The 22,054-nt window shown below is 28.1% G+C and carries 22 protein-coding genes; 19 read left to right on the forward strand and 3 right to left on the reverse strand.

Going from position 1 to position 22,054, the window contains the following annotated elements; genetic code table 11:
• Position 1: 1 nt before the first annotated feature.
• The 18 genes from IC173_RS04395 (at position 2) to IC173_RS04480 (ending at position 17,983) form a co-directional block, all read left to right on the forward strand.
• Complete coding sequence (locus IC173_RS04395) at positions 2-676, forward strand: flavodoxin family protein (RefSeq protein ID WP_227434358.1); 675 nt, start codon at positions 2-4, stop codon at positions 674-676.
• Positions 677-906: 230 nt separating this feature from the next.
• A complete protein-coding gene (locus tag IC173_RS04400; RefSeq protein ID WP_227434359.1) occupies positions 907-2,196 on the forward strand; it encodes a hemolysin family protein in 1,290 nt (429 codons plus the stop codon).
• A 28-nt stretch (positions 2,197-2,224) separates the two neighbouring features.
• Complete coding sequence (locus IC173_RS04405) at positions 2,225-2,905, forward strand: HAD family hydrolase (RefSeq protein ID WP_227434360.1); 681 nt, start codon at positions 2,225-2,227, stop codon at positions 2,903-2,905.
• A gap of 101 nt (positions 2,906-3,006) precedes the next feature.
• Positions 3,007-3,540, forward strand: a complete 534-nt coding sequence (locus IC173_RS04410) for a putative ABC transporter permease (protein ID WP_227434361.1) — start codon at positions 3,007-3,009, stop codon at positions 3,538-3,540.
• A 195-nt stretch (positions 3,541-3,735) separates the two neighbouring features.
• The gene (locus IC173_RS04415; RefSeq protein ID WP_227835213.1) at positions 3,736-4,755 is read left to right on the forward strand and encodes a Gfo/Idh/MocA family protein; all 1,020 of its coding nucleotides are present in this window, start codon (positions 3,736-3,738) and stop codon (positions 4,753-4,755) included.
• Positions 4,756-4,791: 36 nt separating this feature from the next.
• Entirely contained in the window at positions 4,792-5,763 is a 972-nt protein-coding gene (locus IC173_RS04420; protein WP_227434363.1) for a Gfo/Idh/MocA family protein, read from the forward strand.
• 242 nt (positions 5,764-6,005) lie between these two features.
• Positions 6,006-7,196: a D-alanyl-lipoteichoic acid biosynthesis protein DltD gene (dltD, locus tag IC173_RS04425; RefSeq protein ID WP_227434364.1), complete on the forward strand. Its 1,191-nt coding sequence runs from the start codon at positions 6,006-6,008 to the stop codon at positions 7,194-7,196.
• A complete protein-coding gene (locus tag IC173_RS04430; RefSeq protein ID WP_227434522.1) occupies positions 7,162-7,302 on the forward strand; it encodes a hypothetical protein in 141 nt (46 codons plus the stop codon). Before dltD ends, IC173_RS04430 begins: the two co-directional genes overlap by 35 nt.
• A gap of 14 nt (positions 7,303-7,316) precedes the next feature.
• Complete coding sequence (locus IC173_RS04435; protein ID WP_227434365.1) at positions 7,317-8,831, forward strand: D-alanine--poly(phosphoribitol) ligase; 1,515 nt, start codon at positions 7,317-7,319, stop codon at positions 8,829-8,831.
• The gene (dltB, locus tag IC173_RS04440) at positions 8,831-9,979 is read left to right on the forward strand and encodes a D-alanyl-lipoteichoic acid biosynthesis protein DltB (RefSeq protein ID WP_227434366.1); all 1,149 of its coding nucleotides are present in this window, start codon (positions 8,831-8,833) and stop codon (positions 9,977-9,979) included. The genes IC173_RS04435 and dltB overlap by 1 nt, the downstream gene beginning before the upstream one ends.
• Positions 9,980-9,997: 18 nt before the next feature.
• Complete coding sequence (dltC, locus tag IC173_RS04445) at positions 9,998-10,228, forward strand: D-alanine--poly(phosphoribitol) ligase subunit DltC (RefSeq protein WP_227434367.1); 231 nt, start codon at positions 9,998-10,000, stop codon at positions 10,226-10,228.
• Positions 10,229-10,536: 308 nt separating this feature from the next.
• Positions 10,537-11,322 (forward strand): DeoR/GlpR family DNA-binding transcription regulator, encoded by a 786-nt coding sequence (locus IC173_RS04450; protein ID WP_227434368.1) that lies wholly within the window; start codon positions 10,537-10,539, stop codon positions 11,320-11,322.
• A 241-nt stretch (positions 11,323-11,563) separates the two neighbouring features.
• A complete protein-coding gene (phnW, locus tag IC173_RS20925) occupies positions 11,564-13,474 on the forward strand; it encodes a 2-aminoethylphosphonate--pyruvate transaminase (protein ID WP_227434369.1) in 1,911 nt (636 codons plus the stop codon).
• A 255-nt stretch (positions 13,475-13,729) separates the two neighbouring features.
• On the forward strand, positions 13,730-14,572 hold the full coding sequence (locus IC173_RS04460; RefSeq protein ID WP_227434370.1) for a hypothetical protein: 843 nt from the start codon (positions 13,730-13,732) through the stop codon (positions 14,570-14,572).
• A gap of 39 nt (positions 14,573-14,611) precedes the next feature.
• Entirely contained in the window at positions 14,612-15,382 is a 771-nt protein-coding gene (locus IC173_RS04465) for a polymer-forming cytoskeletal protein (RefSeq protein WP_227434371.1), read from the forward strand.
• Positions 15,383-15,389: 7 nt separating this feature from the next.
• Positions 15,390-16,010: a YhbD family protein gene (locus tag IC173_RS04470; RefSeq protein ID WP_227434372.1), complete on the forward strand. Its 621-nt coding sequence runs from the start codon at positions 15,390-15,392 to the stop codon at positions 16,008-16,010.
• Positions 16,011-16,224: 214 nt separating this feature from the next.
• Positions 16,225-16,659 (forward strand): MarR family winged helix-turn-helix transcriptional regulator, encoded by a 435-nt coding sequence (locus IC173_RS04475; RefSeq protein ID WP_227434373.1) that lies wholly within the window; start codon positions 16,225-16,227, stop codon positions 16,657-16,659.
• Positions 16,652-17,983: an MATE family efflux transporter gene (locus IC173_RS04480; RefSeq protein WP_227434374.1), complete on the forward strand. Its 1,332-nt coding sequence runs from the start codon at positions 16,652-16,654 to the stop codon at positions 17,981-17,983. Before IC173_RS04475 ends, IC173_RS04480 begins: the two co-directional genes overlap by 8 nt.
• Before the next feature lie 395 nt (positions 17,984-18,378).
• On the opposite strand, the gene rbr is transcribed toward IC173_RS04480, so the two are convergent.
• Both rbr and IC173_RS04490 read right to left on the reverse strand, forming a co-directional pair.
• Positions 18,379-18,966, reverse strand: a complete 588-nt coding sequence (gene rbr / locus IC173_RS04485; RefSeq protein WP_227434375.1) for a rubrerythrin — start codon at positions 18,964-18,966, stop codon at positions 18,379-18,381.
• Between the two features lie 86 nt (positions 18,967-19,052).
• Entirely contained in the window at positions 19,053-19,490 is a 438-nt protein-coding gene (locus tag IC173_RS04490; RefSeq protein ID WP_227434376.1) for a MarR family winged helix-turn-helix transcriptional regulator, read from the reverse strand.
• A 120-nt stretch (positions 19,491-19,610) separates the two neighbouring features.
• Here IC173_RS04490 and IC173_RS04495 point away from each other — a divergent pair, with 120 nt between their 5' ends.
• Positions 19,611-20,606: a YhdH/YhfP family quinone oxidoreductase gene (locus tag IC173_RS04495; RefSeq protein WP_227434377.1), complete on the forward strand. Its 996-nt coding sequence runs from the start codon at positions 19,611-19,613 to the stop codon at positions 20,604-20,606.
• Positions 20,607-20,805: 199 nt separating this feature from the next.
• Here IC173_RS04495 and IC173_RS04500 read toward each other — a convergent pair whose 3' ends face one another.
• A complete protein-coding gene (locus IC173_RS04500) occupies positions 20,806-21,732 on the reverse strand; it encodes a carbon-nitrogen hydrolase family protein (RefSeq protein WP_227434378.1) in 927 nt (308 codons plus the stop codon).
• Positions 21,733-22,054 lie beyond the last annotated feature (322 nt).

The raw sequence follows: 22,054 nt of genomic DNA on the forward strand, positions 1-22,054 counted from the left end.
TATGGCTAAGATACTAGGAATATGTGGAAGTCCAAGAAAAGGAGCAACTGAATATGCAATACTACAAGCTTTAGAGGAAGCTAAAGAAATACCAGGAATAGAAACTGACTTTTGGACTGTAAGAGGAAAAAATATAGGTCCATGTATACATTGTGATGCTTGTATGAGAAAAGCAGAAAAATGTACTATACAAGATGATATGGGCGAACTAGAGAAAAAATTGTTAGAAGCAGATGGATTTATAATAGGTTCTCCTGTTTATGATATGGGAATAACTGCTCAATTGACTGCTGTGTTAAATAGATTAAGACATATGTATTTAGTACATGGATGTAATTTGCAAAATAAAGTAGGAGCTGCTATAACTACTGGTGGAACTAGATATGGTGGACAAGAAATGGCCAGATTACCAATAATAAATTTCTTTTTAATGCATGAGGTATTGGTAACAGGAGGACTTATTGGAGGATACACTGGTGCTAGTATTTGGAGTAAAGATGCAAAAGAACAAGGTGCAAAAGATGATGAAGTAGGCATGAATACGATAAAAAGACTTGGGAGAGGTCTAGCAGAAGCTGTTAAAATATCTAAATATGGTCTTGAAAAATGGAATATTGAAAAAGAAGAATTAGGAATAACAAGTGAAACTGAAAAAAGTCCTGTAAAAGACCACTAAAATTTATATTGCCCATACGTAAAATTTAATTAGCCCCTCTTAATATATTATACAACCCATCATAAATATTAAGAGGGGTAATTTTGTATTTAAAATTATTTGTAATAAAATAAGATATATTAATAAATATGATAGAATATATATTATAAATTAAATTTTATAAATATAAGGGGGGAACTTTGAGTTCTTATAAATTTCTTATGTTATAAGATTATAAGGGCCAATATTTTATGCGGGAGTTATTAAATGTAACACTTATAATAGTACTTGTTTTAATAAATGCATTTTTTGTAGCTTGTGAATTTGCTATGGTAAAGCTTCGTAGTTCTAGGATAGATACTATGATAGCTGAAGGTAATAATAATGCTAAAAGGTGTAAAATAATAAAAGATAATCTAAATTCATATCTTTCTGCATGTCAACTTGGGATAACACTTTGTTCACTTGCACTAGGATGGATGGGAGAATCTACAGTTAAAGAGTTAATATTGCCAATAATAAGTATATTTAATCTTAGTGAAAGTGTTATATATACAATATCAATTTCTATTTCCTTTTTAATTATAACAATGGTAGAAGTTGTAATAGGGGAGCTTGTTCCTAAAGCCTTAGCACTTTATAATACAGAGAGAATAATGCTAAGTACATCTTTTTTGTTGATTGGATTTTATAAATTGACATATCCAATAATATACTTTTTTAATCTAAGCACTGATTTATTTCTTAAGCCATTTGGATATTCACAAGCAGATGAAGTTGATGAGCCACATACAGGTGATGAAATAAGATTATTAGTTGAAGAAAGCTATAAAAGTGGGCTTATAGATGAATCAGAGCAAAGATTAGTTGACAATATTTTTGAATTTGAAGAAAAGAAAATTAGAGAGATAATGGTACCTAGAACTGATATGATTTGTATATATGAAAGTGACTCGGAGGAAAAGATATTATCTATTTTGAGAGATGAAGGTGTTACTAGGTATCCAGTATGTAAGAAAAATAAAGATGATATATTAGGATTTGTACATATAAGAGATTTGTATAATCAAAAAATAAACAGAAATAAAATTGAACTAGGAGAAATACTTAGAGATATTATATATATATCAGAAAATTGTACTATAGATAAGGCTCTTGAGAAATTAAGAAAAGAAAAACTCCAACTTGCTATAGTGGTAGATGAATATGGTGGTACATCTGGTGTAGTAACAATTGAAGATATACTGGAAGAGATAGTAGGAGAAATTCAAGATGAATTTGATAAAGAAGAAACTCATATTAAGAAAATAGGAACAAGTTCTTACTTAGTTGATGGAACTGAATCAATCAATGATATCAATAAATACTTTGGGCTTGATATAGAACATGATGGATTTGATAGTATAGGTGGTTGGATATCCTATATGCTTGGTTCAAACATTAAAGTAAATCAAAGTGTAACTTTTGAAAATTACAATTTTACTATATTAGAATTGGATAAATTGAGGGTTGTAAAATTAATCATAAAAAGTGTAATATAATTATATCAAAAAATATTGGAGGAATTGTATGCAAAAAGTAGAAGGAATTATTTTTGATATGGATGGAGTTTTGTTTGATTCAGAGAGAATCTCTCTTGAATTTTGGATAGAGACATTTGAAAAGTATGGATATACTATGACTAAAGAAATATATACATCTGTTATGGGAAGGAATCGTAAAGGGATAATAGAAGGTCTTACTAAGATATATGATAGCTCTGTGCCGATATTAGATTTGTATGATGAGAAAACTAAAAATATGATTGAATTTATGGATAGAGAAGGAGCTCCTATCAAATTAGGAGTTAATGAATTAATATCTTTTTTAAAGAAAAATGGGTATAAAATGGCAGTTGCAACTTCTACAAAACGAGAAAGAGCAGTTAAAAGATTAGCCAAAGCAAATTTAAAAGAATACTTTGATGCTATAGTTTGTGGAGATGATGTTGTAAACTCTAAGCCAAATCCAGAAATATTCTTAAAGGCAGCCAAAAAGATAAATGTTAATCCAGAAAATTGCATTGTTATAGAGGATTCCCCTATGGGAGTAGAGGCTGCTTATAATGGGGGTATAAAATGTATAAATGTACCTGACTTAAAAGAGCCAGATGAACAAATTAAAGAACAATCACATAAGATACTTGAAAATTTATTGGAAGTTAGAGAATACCTAAAAAGTTTAGAATCTAAAGAATGTTGTAGCCTATAATATGAAATATTAAATCAAAGAATTTAAATTTAATTTCTTTGATTTAGAATAAATCCATGAATATGAGAAAAAATAATTATAAACAATTAGGAGGAATATTCATGGATAGTGTAGGTTCTCTATTATATTTTTTATTTAATTTTTTCTTGTATGGTTTTATAGGTTGGATAATTGAAAATTTATATAGTTATTTTACTCAAGGTCATTTTCAAGAAGATGGATTTTTGAATGGTCCGTTTAAACCAATGTATGCAATTGCAATGTCTATTATAATAGAGGTCTCAAGGTTTATTGACCCAAATAATATATTTGCATTGCTTTTACTATGTTTAGTAGTGCCAACAACAGTAGAGTACATCACAGGCATAATTATGAAGGTATATTTTAATAAGGTATATTGGGATTATTCAGACTATAAGTACAATAATAGAGGAATAATATGTTTAAAATTTTCTATGTACTGGACTATATTGACTTTTATTGGAGTAAGGTATCTTCAAGTGTATGTAGTTGATAATTTATATAGTTTAATAATACCTTATTGGCCAATTATAGCAACTGTATTATTGATAGCATTGTTTGTGGATGAAATTTTTACTATAAAATTCCTGAGAGGAAATAGAGATATAATATAACTTTAGAAGTATAAGGTAAGTTTAGATTGTAGTTAAAAGAAAGCTATGCTAAAATGGTGAAATCATTTAAAGTTGGCTTTCTTTTTTATTTGATGAAGTTAACATTCTAATAAGTTTCAAAAGTTTATATAGAGTATTATTTATTATATGGTATTACTTATTTAAAATAAATTATAAAGAATGAGGAGTGTTTGAATGGTGAGTAAAATAAGATTTTGTATTATTGGTACAAGTAATATATCAAAACTATTTTTAAGAGCTGCATCTAGGATTGAAGAGTTTGAACTAGTTGCTGTATATTCAAGAGATTTAGAAAAAGCTAAGGAATTTGGAAAGATGCATGGGGCAAGTCTGTTTTTTGACGATTTAGAAACCATGGCTAAATCAGATGGTATAGATGCTATATACATAGCTTCTCCAAACGCAATGCATTCAAAACAAGCTATTACCTGTCTAAAACACAAAAAACATGTGTTGTGTGAAAAATCATTAGCATCTAACTTAGAGGAAGTAAAATTAATGATAAAGGTTGCAAGAGACAATAATGTATTGCTTATGGAAGCTATGAGAATTACATGTGTTCCAAATTTTAAAGCAGTTAAAGAAAATTTACATAAGATAGGTAAAATAAGAAGATTTTTTGGAAGCTATTGTCAGTATTCTTCAAGATATGATAAATATAAAAATGGAATTATAGAAAATGCATTTAAAAAAGAACTGTCAAATGGTTCATTGATGGATATTGGAGTGTACTGCATACACCCTATGATAAATCTATTTGGTGCTCCAAAATGTGTGAAATCATTTTCTCATATGCTTCAAACTGGAGTAGATGGAGAAGGTTTGGCTATATTCCAATATGATGGTATGGATGCAGTAGTTCAGTATTCTAAAATAGCTGATTCTTACATACCATCTGAGATACAAGGAGAAAAGGGAAGTATAATAATTGAAAAACTTAATTTGTTTGAAAGGGTGGTTATTAGATATAAAGATGGAACTGAAGAAGATATATCTATTTTAAAGGAAAAAGAAGAAGAGAAACCTAGAGAAATAGAAGGAATATATCATGAACTTATTGAGTTTATAACTCTTATAAATAATAATAAAATAGAGTCTGGTATAAACTCACATGAAAATTCAAAGATAGTAATGGGAATTATGGATGAGATAAGAAGACAAGGAAAGATTGTCTATCCAGCTGACAGTCTGTAATTTATTTAAAAATATATAGGATATGAGGTGGTAAATATGGAGAATATAAATTGGGCTATATTGGGTCCTGGAACTATTGCATCAGAATTTGCACAAGCTATGAGTGAGGTGAATTGTAAAGTGTATGCTGTTGCTTCAAGAAGTCTTGAAAGAGCAAAAAACTTTGCAAATAAGTTTGATATAGAAAATGTGTATGATGATTATGATAAAATGCTAGAGAATAAGAATATAGATGTAGTGTATATATCTACTCCACATTGCAATCACTATGAATATATAATGAAAAGTCTAAAAAATGGTAAACATGTGTTGTGTGAAAAAGCTATAACAGTAAATGGAAGTCAACTAACTGATATTATAACTTTAGCTATTGAAAAGAACTTAATAGTAGCAGAGGCGATGACTATTTATTATATGCCTTTATATAAAAAATTAAAGGAGATAGTAGAGTCTGGAAGTTTGGGAAAAATTAAAATGATACAAGTATCCTTTGGAAGTTGCAAGGATTATGATGTTAATAATAGATTTTTTAGTCAAGATTTAGCTGGTGGGGCATTGCTTGATATTGGTACATATGCACTTTCATTTGCTAGGTACTTTATGTCATCTCAACCGAATGAAATTTTAACAACTGTTAAGAAATTTGAAACAGGTGTGGATGAACAATCTGGAATAATTTTAAAGAATTCTGAGAATGAGATGGCTGTAATATCATTAACTATGAGAGCTAAGATGCCAAAAAGAGGTATTCTTGCATGTGAATTAGGATTTATAACTGTAGAAAATTTCCCAAGAGCATCAAAAGCTACAATAATTTATACAGATGGTGGAAGAATTGAAACTCTAGAATATGGTGATACAGAAAAAGCTTTAAAGTATGAAATTGAATATGTCAATAATTGTATATTAAATAAAATAAAAGCCAATACTCTAGAATCATCTATAGATGTCATGAATTTAATGGATGAAATAAGAAAGCAATGGGGATTAAGATATACTTTTGAGTAAATTTAATTTTAAAATAAGTTAAATTATATACACAATTAAGTATTAAAATGTCAAATTATAAAAAGAAGAAAATCACTAAAAAGATTCCTTTTTCAGTGAATTTCTTCTTTTTTTTTACAAATTTGTAACAGAATAAAAAAAAGTTTTGGAGATTTTATTACAATTTTGTAGTTGAATATATACATTAAAACTAATATGATTAATAATAACATAAATTTGAATATTTTTAGAGGAGAGAAAATATGAGAAAATTGATATACTTTATTACACCATTTATAATAGGCGTAGTATTTTTATTTGGGTTAGACAAATTTCTTGATTCTAAAACTGATGAACTTTTGAGGGAGAAAAATCTACTTCCAATTATGGATGATACTTTAAGTGATATAAAGGATAAAGGTGTTACAGCAAATAATCATTTTTTGAGAGAAAAAGATATTATGATTTTGGGGTCATCAGAACTTAGTAATTCAACAAAACAACATCCAAAGTACTATTTTAATACAGATAGGAGCAAAAACAAAGTATTTGCAATTGGTAGAGCTTATACTCAGACATTACAAGATGCTGCAGTGTTAGGAAGTATGAATCCTAATATTGATAATAAGAAGGTTGTCTTGTTAATTTCTATGCAATGGTTTATGGAAAAAGATGGAGTCACAAGTCACCATTACCAGTCTAGGTTTTCACCAATACAATTTTATCGTTTTTTAGATAATCCAAAGATATCTAAACAAAATAAGATTGAATATATAAAAAAATCAAGTAAGCTTTTATGGGGTAGTGACGAATATAAGGCAGAAGCATTGTATGCCAAGCTATATGAACCTAAGACAGTGTATGAGAAAGCTGAGAAGGTGTTATTAGAGCCTTATTTTCAAGGGAGAAAATACTGTATAGAGCTTAAAGAAAAAGGGATACTTTATAAGAAATTAATTAGGCTAGATAAACACAAAAAAGAAGGAAGAAAAAAACCTATAAATTGGTCACATGAGAAAAAGAAAGCTATTGAAGATGCTAAGAAGAGAGTAGGTAACAATCCTCTAAACATTGACAAGTATTATTACAATGAGCATTTTAAAGATGGTCTAGAGCAATATAGAGGAAGAGACAAGGGCATAGACTTAGTAACATCTAAGGAATTTGAAAGTTATAAGCTTTTATTAAATGTATGCAAGGACTTAGATATTAAACCAGTTGTTGTACTAATTCCAAGTATGGGCAAATTCTATGATTTAACTGGTATCTCTGAGAAAGAAAGAAATCAGTTTTATGATAAGGCACAGAATATAGCAGAAAGTAAAGGCTTTGAAGTTATGAATCTTAAAGATAAAGGTAAAGAGAAATATTATTTAAGAGATGTAATGCATCTTGGAACGAAAGGATGGGTAGATGTCTGTGAGAGATTATTTAAAATATTTAAAGAGCAATAAAGAATTAGTAACTAGTATTTGTTTAACTATGATTATAATATTGGCAATAGGTGTTTTAACATTTACACCATTTAAAGAGTTGCCATTTATTTATAATGGATTTTAAAGGAGAATTTTTATATGAAAATTATTGAAGGAATAAAAAAATATTCAAATACAAATAGAATAGCATTGACATGTAATGGAGATAAACTTTCTTATAAAGATTTAAATGAGTATTCAGATGCTATATCAGTTTTTCTAAAAAATGTATACAAAGAAGAAGATACTCCTATAGTAATCTATGGTAATAAAGAAAATATGATAATGGCATGTATGATAGGAGCTTTAAAATCAGGTAGAGCATATGTTCCTCTTGATATTAGTTTTCCACTAGATAGAGTTTTTGAAGTTACTAAGGAAGTAAAGCCAAAAGTATTATTTAACTTTAGTGATGAAAAAGACTTTGGAGATATCAATGTAATTGATAAGAATAAATTAAATGATATAATAAGTGAGTATAAAGGAAAGTCATTACATAAAGAAAACTGGGTAAAAGGTGACGAGAATGCATATATACTATTTACATCAGGTAGTACTGGAAAGCCAAAAGGGGTTCAAATAAGTTCAAATAACTTAGATAGTTTTGTAGATTGGATAAGTCCTTATTTAAATATAGATGGAAGTGAAAAAGTAATAATGAATCAAGCAGCATATTCTTTTGACCTTTCAGTGACAACAATATATCCTGGTCTTGTTCATGGAGCTACATTATTTTCAATATCAAAAGATGTACTAGCAGATTATAAAGAGCTATTCAAACAATTTGGCGAATCTAATATTGCAGTATGGGTATCAACACCTTCTTTTGCAGGTGTATGTGTAACAGAAAAAGAGTTTAATAGTAAGATGCTTCCTAAACTTGAATCCATGATATTTATAGGAGAAGCACTTTCAAAAAATCTTACTAAAGAACTTATGAGTAGATTTCCAAATACAAGAGTTATCAATGGATATGGACCAACTGAAGCTACTGTTGGCGTAAGTGTAAATGATATGACTCAAGAAGCTATAGATGATGAAAAGAGCCTTCCAGTTGGATATCCTATGCAAAATTGTAAAATAAAAATACTTGATGAAAATGGAAATGAACTGAAAGAAAATGAAAAAGGTGAGATTATAATAGTTGGACCATCAGTTTCAAAAGGTTACTTTAATAATAAAGAGAAGACTGAAGAAGTATTTTTCTATGATGAAATAGATAGTGTAAAGTGGCGAGCTTATAAAACTGGTGATATGGGATATCTCTTAGATGGAAATATATACTATTGTGGAAGAAAAGATTTTCAAATTAAGTTAAATGGATTTAGGATTGAAATAGAAGATATAGAAAATAATTTGAGAAAAGTTCATAATGTAAAAAACGCAGTAGTTTTACCAATATATAAGGATGAAAAAATTGCTTATTTAAAAGGTATTGTTGAGTTAAATGAGAAGAATGATTTAGGTAATATCAAAAATGGGATGATGATAAAAAAGGAACTAGGAAAGTATATACCTTCGTATATGATTCCAAGAAATATTGCAATAATTTCTGAGTTTCCAACAAATATCAATGGTAAAATAGACAGAAAGAAACTTATGGAGGAAATTTAATGATTTTTTCACAGTATGGAGATTATTTTTATCTTTACATATTATTATTAACATCAATACCAGCAGTGATTTTAGGTTTAATGGGTAAAAATATAAAGTATTATGGTATGTTGGCAAGTTTATTTATGATATTTTTGATTGTAGGAATAGATGTTCAGTTTAAATACTTGTTGATATTTATCATTTTAGAAGTAATAATAGTCAAAGGATACGAATATGTAAGAAGAAAAACTAAAAACAAATATATATATTGGGGATTTTTGTCTGCATCAATGCTTCCGATAATAATTAATAAAATATCTCCAGTTACATCTTTTGGATTGATTGGATTTATTGGAATATCATACTTAAATTTCAGGGCTATACAAATGGTTATTGAAATTTATGATGGTGCTATAAAAGAAGTTAAGATTTCAGATATGCTTTATTTTATGTTGTTTTTTCCAACACTGAGTTCTGGTCCTATTGACAGGTCAAGACGATTTGAACAGGATTTAGAGAAGAAAATATCTAGAAAAGAGTATCTAGAAGAATACTTATTGCCTGGAATAAAAAACATTGTTATGGGAGTAGGTTATAAGTTTGTTATAGCATTTTTGATAAATACATATTGGGTGTCAATAATACCTAAAGATATGAGGTTTATAAACATTTTAAGTTATATGTATGCATATAGTTTATACCTGTTCTTTGATTTTGCAGGATACAGTTTATTTGCTATAGGTACAGGATATATATTTGGAATAAAAGTACCTATAAACTTTGATAAACCATTTATAAGTAAGGATATGAAAGAGTTTTGGACAAGATGGCATATAAGTCTTTCAAGATGGTTTGGAGATTATATTTTTTCAAGATTTGTTATGTCTTCAATGAGAAAGAAAAGATTTAAGAAAAGAACTACTGCTGCTCATGTAGCTCAGATGATAACAATGATAACAATGGGATTTTGGCATGGACTAACTTGGTTTTACATTGCTTATGGTGTGTATCAAGGCTTAGCACTTGTCTTAACTGATATATATCAGAGAAAATCTAAATTTTATAAGAAACATAAAAAAGAAAAATGGTTTGAGAGAGTTCAAATTTTCATTACATTCCATATTGTATGTTTTGGATTATTGATATTCTCAGGATATTTAGCTTAATTTTAAGGAGGCAAATTTATGCAGGAAACAGTTATAGAAATATTTGAAGATGTATTAGGAACTGATGAGATAAGAGATGATTTAGACCTTAACTTATTTGAAACAGAGCTTTTAGACTCATTAGCTATAATTGAAGTTTTACTTGAGATTGAAAATAGACTTGGAATAGAACTTCAACCAACTGATTTAGAAAGAAAAGACATGTCTACTGTAAATAATTTAGTAAAATTCTTAGAAACAAGAAAATAAATTAATAACTAAACGTTTAATTATTAATTTACATAATAAAAGATTATAAAGTCCATCTAATATTGATATTTGATGGATTTTTTTATTGTAAAGAGATATAACTTAGTTGTATAAATAATAAAATAGTGAAAAGTTTAAGGTATGAATGAAAGATTGCATGCTATATAAATTAATAGTAATATCTATTGTAAGATATACTATATTAAATTGAGTGAAATATCTTTTGTCATATATTAGAATTACTTTATGAGCTTAGATGTTAATTATAATCTTATAAAAGTAGAATACATATTTAGGAGGAGAACTTAATGTCTTTAAATTCAATAGATAGAAAAAAAGAAATATTAGAACTGCTAGATGCAAAAGGAAAGGTGAATACTAAAGAATTAGTAAAAAAACTAGAAGTATCATCGGAAACAATAAGAAGGTATTTGGAAGAATTAGAAAGTGAAAATAAGTTAAAAAAGGTTTATGGTGGTGCTGTAAAAATAAATTATGGAGTAATTGAGCCAGAACATATAAAAAGAAATAGCACTAATTTAGAAAAGAAACAAAGTATTGCTAAGTATGCAGCTAAATTTGTGAATGATAATGAATCAATTGTAATAGATGAAGGGACTACTAATTTACAAATTGTGGATTACATAGTTTCTATAAAAAATCTAAAGGTTATCACCAGTTCTTATCCTGTGCTATCAAAGTTGATTTCATATGAAAACCAAGGCGTATTTGATGGAGAAGTTATATTCATTGGTGGTAAAGTAAATTTAAAACATCAAAGAACAGCATGTCAGATGTCAATAGATGCTATGAAAAACTTATATGTAGATAAAGCATTTATATCTAGTGAAGGTATAATTGACAGCTTTGGAATTAGTAGCATAGACCAAAGTAAAGCTTTATTGTCAAAAGAGTATATAAGAAATTCAAAGGAAAGTTTTGTATTATGTGATAGTTCTAAGATAGGAATTGTAAGTATGTACAAGATAGCTGATTTGAATGAATTAGATTTTGTTATTTGTGATGCAGAACCTCCAAATGAATGGAGAGATAAATTAAATGAATCAAATATAACATGGATAGAAGCAAAATAGAAATGATAAAAATTCATAGATTTAACCTAGAAAGAAGATTACAAATTTTAATTTTTTGTATAGAGTTTTAATGTGATTTTTATATTGAAAACTAAAAACAAGTAAAAACAACTAAAAACATAAATTTAATATACATTTAACCTAAATATGATGTATAATTAACATGAAAAAGTTATACTTTAAAAGTGAAAACAATTAAAAACACAAAAATTCTAAATGAGAATCTATGGAGGTTATAAATATGAAAAAGTTATATGGAGAAAAAATAAAGGCAGTAGTATTTGACTGGGCTGGAACAACAGTAGATTATGGATGTTTTGCACCTCTTAATGTATTTATAGAGATATTTAAAAGAAGAGGTATAGATGTAACAATGGAAGAAGCAAGAAAACCTATGGGAAAATTAAAAATAGATCATATAAGAGAAATGTGCGAAATGGATAGAATAAAAAATATTTGGGCAGAGAATTTTGGAGGATTTCCAACAGAGGAAGATGTAAACAAACTTTATGCTGAATTTGAACCTATGTTATTTGAAACTCTAGAAGAGTATACAACTCCAATTCCTCATGTTGTTGAAACTATTGAGAGATTAAGACAAAATGGATTAAAAATAGGTTCTACAACAGGTTATACAAGAGAAATGATGAATATAGTTGAACCAAATGCAGCTAAAAAGGGATATTCACCAGATTTTCTTGTAACTCCATCAGAAGTATCTCAAGGAAGACCATATCCTTGGATGTGTTATAAAAACGCTGAAGCTTTGGGAGTATCTCCAATGAGTGCTATGGTAAAAGTTGGAGATACATTAAGTGATGTAAAAGAAGGTGTAAATGCTGGAATGTGGAGTGTTGCTGTAATAAAAGGTTCAAGTGAATTAGGACTTACACAAGCAGAAGTAGAAAATATGGATAAAGAAGAATTAAAAGTTAAGATGGAAGCAGTTTCAAAGAAATTTAAAGAAGCAGGAGCACATTTTGTTATAGAAACTATGGCTGAATTAGAAGATGTTTTAGTAAAAATAGAAAATGAAACAATTAAGTCAGATTTTGTACCAGAAAATGATTACATATTACTTACACCAGGACCATTATCTACTACTAAATCAGTAAGAGCATCTATGTTAAAAGATTGGTGTACATGGGATGTTGAATATAATGATTTAGTACAAGATGTTAGAAGAAGACTAGTATCTTTAGCTACAAAAAATACAGAAAAATACACAAGTGTATTAATGCAAGGTAGTGGTACTTTCTCAGTGGAAGCTACAATAGGAAGCACTATCCCAAAGAATGGTAAACTTCTTGTAATTGCAAATGGAGCATATGGGAAGAGAATGAAGGACATATGCAGTTATTTAAATATAGAATATGTTGACTGTACATTTAGTGATGTAGAAGCAGTTGACTTAAACAGAGTGGAAAATTTATTGAAAGAAAATAAAGATATTACACATATATCAATGGTTCATTGTGAAACTACTACAGGTAGATTAAATCCTATACAAGATATAGGTAAGATTGCAAAAAAATATAATAAAGTTTACATAGTTGATGCAATGAGTAGTTTTGGTGGAATTAAAATTGATGTTGAAGACTTTAATATAGATTTTTTAGTGAGTAGCTCTAATAAATGTATACAAGGAGTACCAGGATTTGGTTTTATAATAGCTAACAGAGAAGAATTAGCTAAATGCAAAGGAATTGCTAAATCTTTATCTCTTGATGTATACGCTCAATGGGAAACTATGGAGAATAATAATGGTAAATGGAGATTTACTTCTCCTACACATGTTGTAAGAGCTTTTTATCAAGCATTACTAGAGCTAGAGGAAGAAGGTTCTGTTGAAAAAAGATATGCTAGATATAAAGAAAATCAATTTACAATATCTTCGAGATTAAAATCTCTAGGGTTTGATACATTGGTGAATGATGATGCTCAATCACCTGTAATAACAACTTTCCTATATCCTAAGAATGCAAAATTTGAATTTATGGAATTCTACACTTATCTAAAAGAAAATGGATTTGTTATTTATCCAGGTAAATTGACTGATGTAGATACATTCAGAATAGGAAGTATAGGAGAAGTTTATCCAAAAGATATGGATAGATTAGCTGAGGTAATCGAGAAATTTATCAACATGTAGATTATATAAGTTCATTGATAGGTTATAAAGTTTAGAGACAAGTATATGTAAATAGTTAAATAATAGAGTAGTATTTTATTTGAATTGGAAATCTAAGAAAGATTCATAGTTCATATAAAATATTTCCTCTATTATTTTTTTGTCTATCTTTAAAGGAGCATTGTTTTATTCATCGAGATTATTATACTTGACAACGTAACAATGTTTTGTTATATTATATTCAAGAACAAAATAAGTTATTGAAAGGAAATCATTATGGATGGAGAATTACGTTCGCTAAATTTTAATGGAATGGGAAAATGTAAAGGTGGAATTTTTGATGAAGTTAATATAGCAGGTACAGGAAAAATAGATGGAAATATAAAATGTAATAAATTTGATTCTTCAGGTTCAGCAAAAGTGATTGGAACAACAGAATGTAATGAGTTTTTTACAGCAGGATTGAGTAAAATTGAAGGAAATATATTTGCATCACAAGTGACAATATTTGGACTTCTTAAGTGTACTGGAGACATAAATTCAAGTAAAGTTAAATCTGGAGGAATTATCAATGTTGGAGGAAACTTAAAGTCAGATATTATTAGCGGAGAAGGATGTCTAAAAATCAATAAGAGCATAGAATGCGAAAGTGTTGACTTAAGTGGAATTTTAGATTGTAATGGATTTTTAAATTGTGAAGAACTCAAGATAAGTTTGCATGGAACTTCTAATCTAAACGAAGTTGGTGCATGTAGTGTAAATATAAAAAAGGGACATGGCGATTATTGTAAAAGCTTTTATAGAGCCGAAAAAAAGAGTGGAGATTTTGAAAAGGCATCTTCTAATCTTAGAAATCTAGGTCTACTGTCAGTTAAAAAATATACAGAAAGTAGATTATTAGCAAATGTTATAGAAGCAGATGAAATCAGTTTAGAAAATAGTGAAGTTAAAATTGTAAGAGGTAAAAATATTAACATAGGCAAAGGTTGTTATATAGAGAGTTTGGAGTACAGTGAAAACATAGATATTGATGAAAGTTCAATAGTTGTTGAAATAAAGAATGTAAATGGAAAAGTAAGTCTAAATAATGAAAAAGTAAATCTAAATAAAGATAAGTAATATTTAGGCTTAAAATAAAATTTAAAATGAGGTAATGATATGGAAAATGGAACTATAAAAATACTTGGAGAAGGATTTATCAATAGTGGAGAATATGAAAGTATAAAAATTATGGGAAGTGCTAGGTCAAAAGGAAATGTAAAATGTAATGAAGTAAATGTATTTGGAAATGTAAAGTTTGATGGAGATATTAATATAAAAAACTTTGTAGTAAATGGAAAAGCTACTATAAAAGGGAGTCTTAAAGCTGAACGTGTAAGGGTTAATGGGCAACTTAGTATAGATGGAGATGCAGAAATAGATGACTTGATTATAACTGCTCAACAGAAAATTAATGGAAATTTAAAGTGTAATAATGTTACAGTAAAAGGTCAATTAATTGTAAGTGAAAGTATTTATGCACAGGATATAAAAGTTTATGGTGAAATGAGAAATAAAGAAAATATAGAATGTGAAGATATAAAGGTTCACGGAGCAATAAAATGTGATGGTCTTTTAAATGGAGAAAACATATATATCTATTCAGGAGGAGGTTCTTATTGTAAGGAGATAGGAGCAACTAATATAGAAATAGGTAGAAGTAAAGATATTTTTACATTTGGGATTAAATTTATTAACATTTTTTCAGGCAAATTTAAATGCAATTTGATAGAGGGAGATTCTATTGAATTAGAAGATGTTTCAATAAAAGATATACGAGGAAAAAGCATATCCTTAGTAAGCAATTGTGATGTTGAAAATATTGAATACAGTGACAAGTTGTTAGTTTCAGATAATTCGAGTGTAAAAAACAGTACAAAGGTGGGCTAGAAAAATTATGGAAGAATTGATATCTAAGAAAGATTTATTAAGCAAAACTAATATATCTTATGGGCAGCTATATAGATGGAAAAGAAAAAATATAATACCAGAAGAATGGTTTATAAAAAAATCAGCTTTTACAGGTCAAGAGACGTTTTTTCCAAGAGATAAAATACTAGAAAGAATAGAGTTAATACTATCTATGAAAGAAGATACATCTCTTGATGATATTGCAAACATGTTTACAAAAAAAGATACCAATAAAGAGTTTGACATTGACTTTATTTTAGAGAAGGAAGCTATATGTAATTACACAAAAGAAATATTTCAAAATTTATATAAAAAAGAACAGAGTATAGGCAAAAAGGAATTGCTTATATTGAGTATAATAGAGAAATTTTTAGTTAAATCCACAATAACATTTGAAGAATTAAAATTAATAGTAAATATAATAGAAGAAAATTTTAAATCAATATACAATGAAAATGGAAGAATTTATTTGTTTAGGAAGTTTGGTGTTCCATTTGTAATAGGATGCTTGGATTATAAACAAGTAAAATTTGAAAAGGATGTAGTTAAAATTGTTGAAATTGACTTAATGAAAGAAATAAATGATATAAGTATTAAGTTATCATAGTAGATTATTGTAGATTACTTATTATGTAGGAAAAGAGTTAGGATTTAAGTATGTGGAAAACGCACACTAATGCAAAAGTGTGCGTTTTTATTTTTCTATAAATTTTCTTAAATACTACATTTTTTTGAGAGTTTAAATATCCTATTGACTATAGTCCTAATTAGTACTATACTAAAATAGTACTGATTAGTACTTTTATATTGGGAGGGATATTATGGAAATTCGTGAACAAATTAAACTTGTAAATGCTGTTTTAAGTGGAACTTTAGATTTATACAGGGTATGGGCTAAAAAGCATGATTTAAATTATAATGCATTAGTTATCTTATATACTTTAGATGAGTATAAGGTATGTACGCAAAAGCAAATTTGTGAGTGGTGGGCTTTACCTAAACAGACGGTACATGGGATTTTGATGGAATTTGAAAAGAAGGGATATATTACTATTTCGTCTAATTCTGAAAATAAAAGAGAGCGTCTGGTTTCTTTTACAAAGAGTGGAAAACAATTTACTGATTCAATATTAGAACCACTTCATAGCATGGAAGAAAAGGCTATTGAAAAATTAGGAGATGAAAAATGGAATCAACTTATTGCTTGTAATACTGCATACTATGAATTGTTAAAGGAGGAAATTAAAAATGGATAATGTATTAGCTAAAAAATTTACATTTACTTCTTTACTATCTTTTGCAATTCCTAATGTTATTATGATGATTAGTTTATCTATGTACATTATTGTTGATGGTATGTTTATTTCTCGTTTGCTTGGTACAATAGCATTATCATCTACGAATATGGTATATCCAGCTATCAGTTTTGAAATGGCTGTAGCAATCATGGTTGCAACCGGTGGAAGTGCTATAGTTGCTAGAAAGATGGGGGAAGGAAAACAAGAGGAAGCAAGAAAAAATTTGAGTTTCTTAATCATTGTAGAAATATTGATTGGTATTTTTATTGCTATTATTGGAAACTTGTTTATTGATGAAATTATTTTGTTTTTAGGTGCAAGTTCAATACAAGCTCCTTTGTGTATTACTTATGCTAAAATACTTTTTAGCTTTGCACCTGCATTTTTTCTTCAAACAGCATTTCAGACTTTTCTAGTTACTTCTGGTAAACCAACACTTGGTCTGATTGTTACGTTGTTAGCTGGAGTTGTGAATATTGTGCTGGATTATATCTTTATGGTTCCATTGAATATGGGTATTGCTGGTGCAGCGATTGCAACTGGATTAGGTTATTGTATTCCTGCAATTGTAGGTTTAGCCTATTTCTTTTTTGCAAGAAATAATCCTCTGCACTTTGTAAAACCAGAACTAAATTGGAATGTGCTTTTTCGTTCTTGTACAAATGGGTCATCGGAAATGGTAACAAACTTAGCAAATGCTGTAACAACATTTATGTTTAACTATACTTTTTTGCAATATTATGGTGAAAATGGTGTTGCTTCTATAACAATTATCCTGTATTTCCAATACATCTTTACAGCTATTTATTTTGGCTATTCCAATGGAATAGCTCCAATTATCAGTTTTAAATATGGACATGGTGATAAAAAGCAACTACAAGATATATTTAAGAACAGTATATTATTTTTGATTATTAGTTCAATAGTATCGAATATTTTAATTCATTTGACTATAACAAAGTCATTGACTATTTTTACTTCAATTAACAGTGATGTTTACAATATTACACTTTATGGTTTTTCCTTCTATTCTCTAGCTTTTGTGATTATGGGATTTGGTATTTTTTCTTCTGCAATGTTTACAGCATTTTCTGATGGGAAAACATCAGCTATTATATCCTTTTCTAGAACGTTTATTTTTATTTTAGGTGCTATTCTTATTCTTCCAAATATATTTGGAGAAATAGGAGTTTGGATAGCTGTCCCTGTTGCAGAATTTTTAGGATTATTTATTTCTCTTTTATTTTTGATTAGAAAAAAACATTATGGCTATTGTAAATAAAACCTTAATTAAGGTCAATCCTATTACTCATACTACAACAGATAAGAATGTAAAAAGCAAGTTGTAAAATAAGATAGAAGTATACCCCAACAATACGAAACATATTGTTACAATATGCGGTGTAGGATATAAATTCAATGACAAATTGAAACAGCAAAAGGAGAAGTGCCATTTTTAATAATTGCACTTCTCTTTATTTTTATTGTATCAAAGTCTTTGATAAATATTAAATAAGTGGTAAAATTAGTTCTCAAGTTTTTTTATACTTTTAGAATACTGTATTTAATGGATAATATCATTTTTATAATATAATTTCATATTAGAATAATCTAATATTTATAAAACTAGATAGTATCAATATAATAAATTGCTTAAATACAGTAGATTATTTTTACTTATTCAAATAATGAATTTTTAAAGTCCAAGAAATATCCTTGTGGATGAAGACAAACAGGGCAAGCTTTTGGAGCTTCTTTACCAATATGAATATGTCCACAGTTTGTACATATCCATTGGATATCTTCATTTCTTCTAAATAAAGTACCTTCTTCTAAATCAGTAGCATATCTACCAAATCTATCACCATGAACTTTTTCTATTTCAGCTATATTTTCAAATAATTTAGCTATAGCTTCAAAACCTTCTTCACGTGCTGTTTTTCCAAAGTTTTTATATACATCATCCCACTCTTGAAGCTCATTATGTTGTGCAGCTTTAAGATGTTGAGCTGTTTTATCATATAAATCTACAGGATATGCTCCTGATATACTTATATTTTCTCCAGCAAATTCTTTTAATTTAGTAAAAAATTGTTTTGCATGTGACTTTTCTTGGTCAGCAGTATAATTAAATAAAGATTCTATTATATATAATCCTTCTTTTTTTGCTACAGATGCAGAAATATTATATCTATTTCTAGCCTGGCTTTCACCTGCAAAAGCTCTCAATAAATTTTCTTTAGTTTTACTGTCTTTTAAATTCATATTATACCTCTCTATTAACAATAAATTTTTACAATATTTGATTCTTTTTATTTATTATTCCAAAACTAGATATAATTATGCTCAATTTAGTCAGCATTTTTGAAATTATTATTGATTTTTTTTAAAATTCTAAGAAATTCTTGCTTTTCCTTTTCTGTGATATTACAGTAGGCTGTTTCTTTAACTTGTGATGAAATACTATTGAATGTATCCTCTATTAGCATTGCTTTCTTTGTAAGTTTTATATATGTAATACGTTTGTCATTGTCACTCTTTTGTCTTTCTATATATCCTAGACTTATAAGTTTATTAACTAATACTGTAACAGTAGATTTGTCTTTTCCTATTTTAGTTGCAATTTCTTTCATTGTAAGTATTCCATTATTTTCATAAAGTGCAGTGAGTATATTTCCATGTGTAGGCAACAATTCATTTAAACCGTTTTTATTGAGTTTATTTTCAATGAATTTAAGCATATTAGCTTTTGTCTTACTTATAAAATGTATGATATATTTATCTTCCATAAATTAATCTCCAATCTTTAAATTATTTGAGGTACTTTGAAATAAAAAGTAGTTTGACATAAAACTATTTTTCAACTATAATTAGTTTAACATAAAACTAAATGTATTGGGAGGAAATTTATGAGTAAAAATTTTAAATCACTATATATTACAGAAGAAGAGGGACGTTTTAAGAGAAATATAATCGAAAGAGATATAGATGAACTACCAGAAGGAGATGTTCTGATAAAAGTAAAATATTCTTCACTAAATTATAAGGATGCACTTTCAGCAAATGGAAATAAGGGTGTAACTAGAAAATATCCTCATACTCCAGGAATAGATGCATCTGGTGTAGTAGAATTTAGTAGTTGTGATGATTTTAAAGTTGGAGATGAAGTTTTGGTAACAGGTTATGATTTAGGAATGAACACCTCTGGAGGATTTTCAGAATATATAAGAGTTCCTTCTAATTGGGTTGTCAAACTTCCAACTAATCTTTCTCTAAAAAAAGCAATGGATTATGGTACAGCAGGATTTACAGCAGCTTTATCTGTATATAAATTTGTAAATACTGTAGACAAAGATATGGGAGATGTACTAGTTACTGGTGGTACTGGAGGAGTTGCTGTGATTGCAACTAAAATATTAGTTAAATTGGGATATTCAGTTGCAGTTTCAACAGGAAAATTGGAAGAACAAAAAGACACATTATTAAAACTAGGTGTTAAAGATGTTATACATAGATCAGAAGTAGATGATAATTCAGGGAGACCTCTACTTAGACCAAGATGGGCTGGAGTAATAGATACAGTAGGAGGAAATACTTTATCAACAGCAATAAAGACAACTAATTATTGTGGAGCAGTTACAACATGTGGTAATGCAGGTGGAATTGATTTTACAAGTTCAGTATATCCATTTATATTAAAAGGTGTTACTTTATATGGTATAGATTCTGTAGATTGCCCAATGAATTTGAGATTAAAAATATGGGACTTATTGTCAAATGAATGGAAGCTAGAAGATTTAGATGACATGGTAACTGTAGTATCATTAAATGAATTGAGTAAAAGCATAGATTCAATAATAGAAGGAAAGCATGTAGGAAGAACAGTAGTTGATTTAGGATTGTAGTGAAGGTTAGGTTTATAGTTAAGTTAACTGATTCTGAATATATAATTGGTTCTTAATATATAGTTAAGTAAGTTTTAATGTAAAACTATAACATCAAATCATAAAATAAAAAATGAGATACCTTAAAATTATTTTATTTAAGAGTATCTCATTTTGATTTTTATGTAAAAAGTTTATGTAAAGATTTTGGATAAAAAGACTATTCGTGAACAATTAATTCAAATACATCAGGTCTTGAATAGTGACCCTCTGAATCAAAATCTAGTCTACTAAGAACTATTTGTTCTAAATCTAAATCAGCTATTAATATTTCTTCTTTATTGAAAATAGGGCCTGCTACATATTTTCCAAAAGGGTCAACTATGCAACTTCCACCTGGACACATAATCTCTGGTTCTGCATCAAGTTCTTTATAATAGTTAAGGTCAGTTGGGTACATATTTTTTTCAACATATTGATTGCATCCAATAACAAAGCATCTTCCTTCTAAAGCGATATGCTTCATAGTTGATTGCCACTCTTCTCTTGAATCAGCAGTAGGGGCTATATAAAGTTTTACACCTTTAGCATAAAGAGCTGTTCTAGCTAGTGGCATGTAGTTTTCCCAGCAAATTAATGAACCCATTTTCCCATATGGAGTATCAACAACTGTAAGAGTACTTCCATCACCTTCACCCCAAATGCATCTTTCTGTTCCTGTAGGTTTAAGTTTTCTATGTTTACCAATAAGTTTACCTTCTGGTGAGAAAAATAAGTTTGTACAATAAAGAGTGCAATTTATATCGTTTCCATCTCTTTCTGTTATTCCCATTGATAGATATACTCCTGCTTCTTGGGCTGCTTTTCCTAATAAATCTGTTGTAGCACTAGGTACTGGTACAGAATTATCATAGTATCTTTTCCAATCTTCTCTACCTTTCATTGTTCTACTTCCAACAACAAATCCAAATGAAAGTCCTCTTGGATATGCAGGTATAAATGCTTCTGGGAAAACTACTATATTTGCCCCTTTTCTACTAGCTTCTTTAATTAATTCTAATGCTTTTTCAACAGTTTTATCTAAGTCCATTATAATTGGTGATGCCTGAACAACAGCAATTCTTACATTTTTATTTTCTTTGTTCATAAAAACCTCCTAAAAAATATTTGAATTTGTTGATTTGAACAGATTACATCAGGTTTTATTTGAGAAAAAAGTATCTTATCTTGTAAATAATGATGTAACTGTATATTTAAAATGATACATCATGATTTAGCAAATTACAATTATACAAAAAAATAATTCATATTAAGTACTTTTTTTTATTAACATATAATATTAATTTTTCACATCAATATTATGACTATTAAATTATAATATTTATAATGAATAGTATTTATTTCTTGGCGAACAATAATTAAAAATGAGATTTTTATATATTAATATTAGTTAATATTAAAAAAAATAA

The sequence above is a fragment of the Clostridioides sp. ES-S-0048-02 genome (assembly GCF_020658495.1).
In the GTDB taxonomy this organism is placed as follows: Bacteria; Bacillota; Clostridia; order Peptostreptococcales; family Peptostreptococcaceae; genus Clostridioides.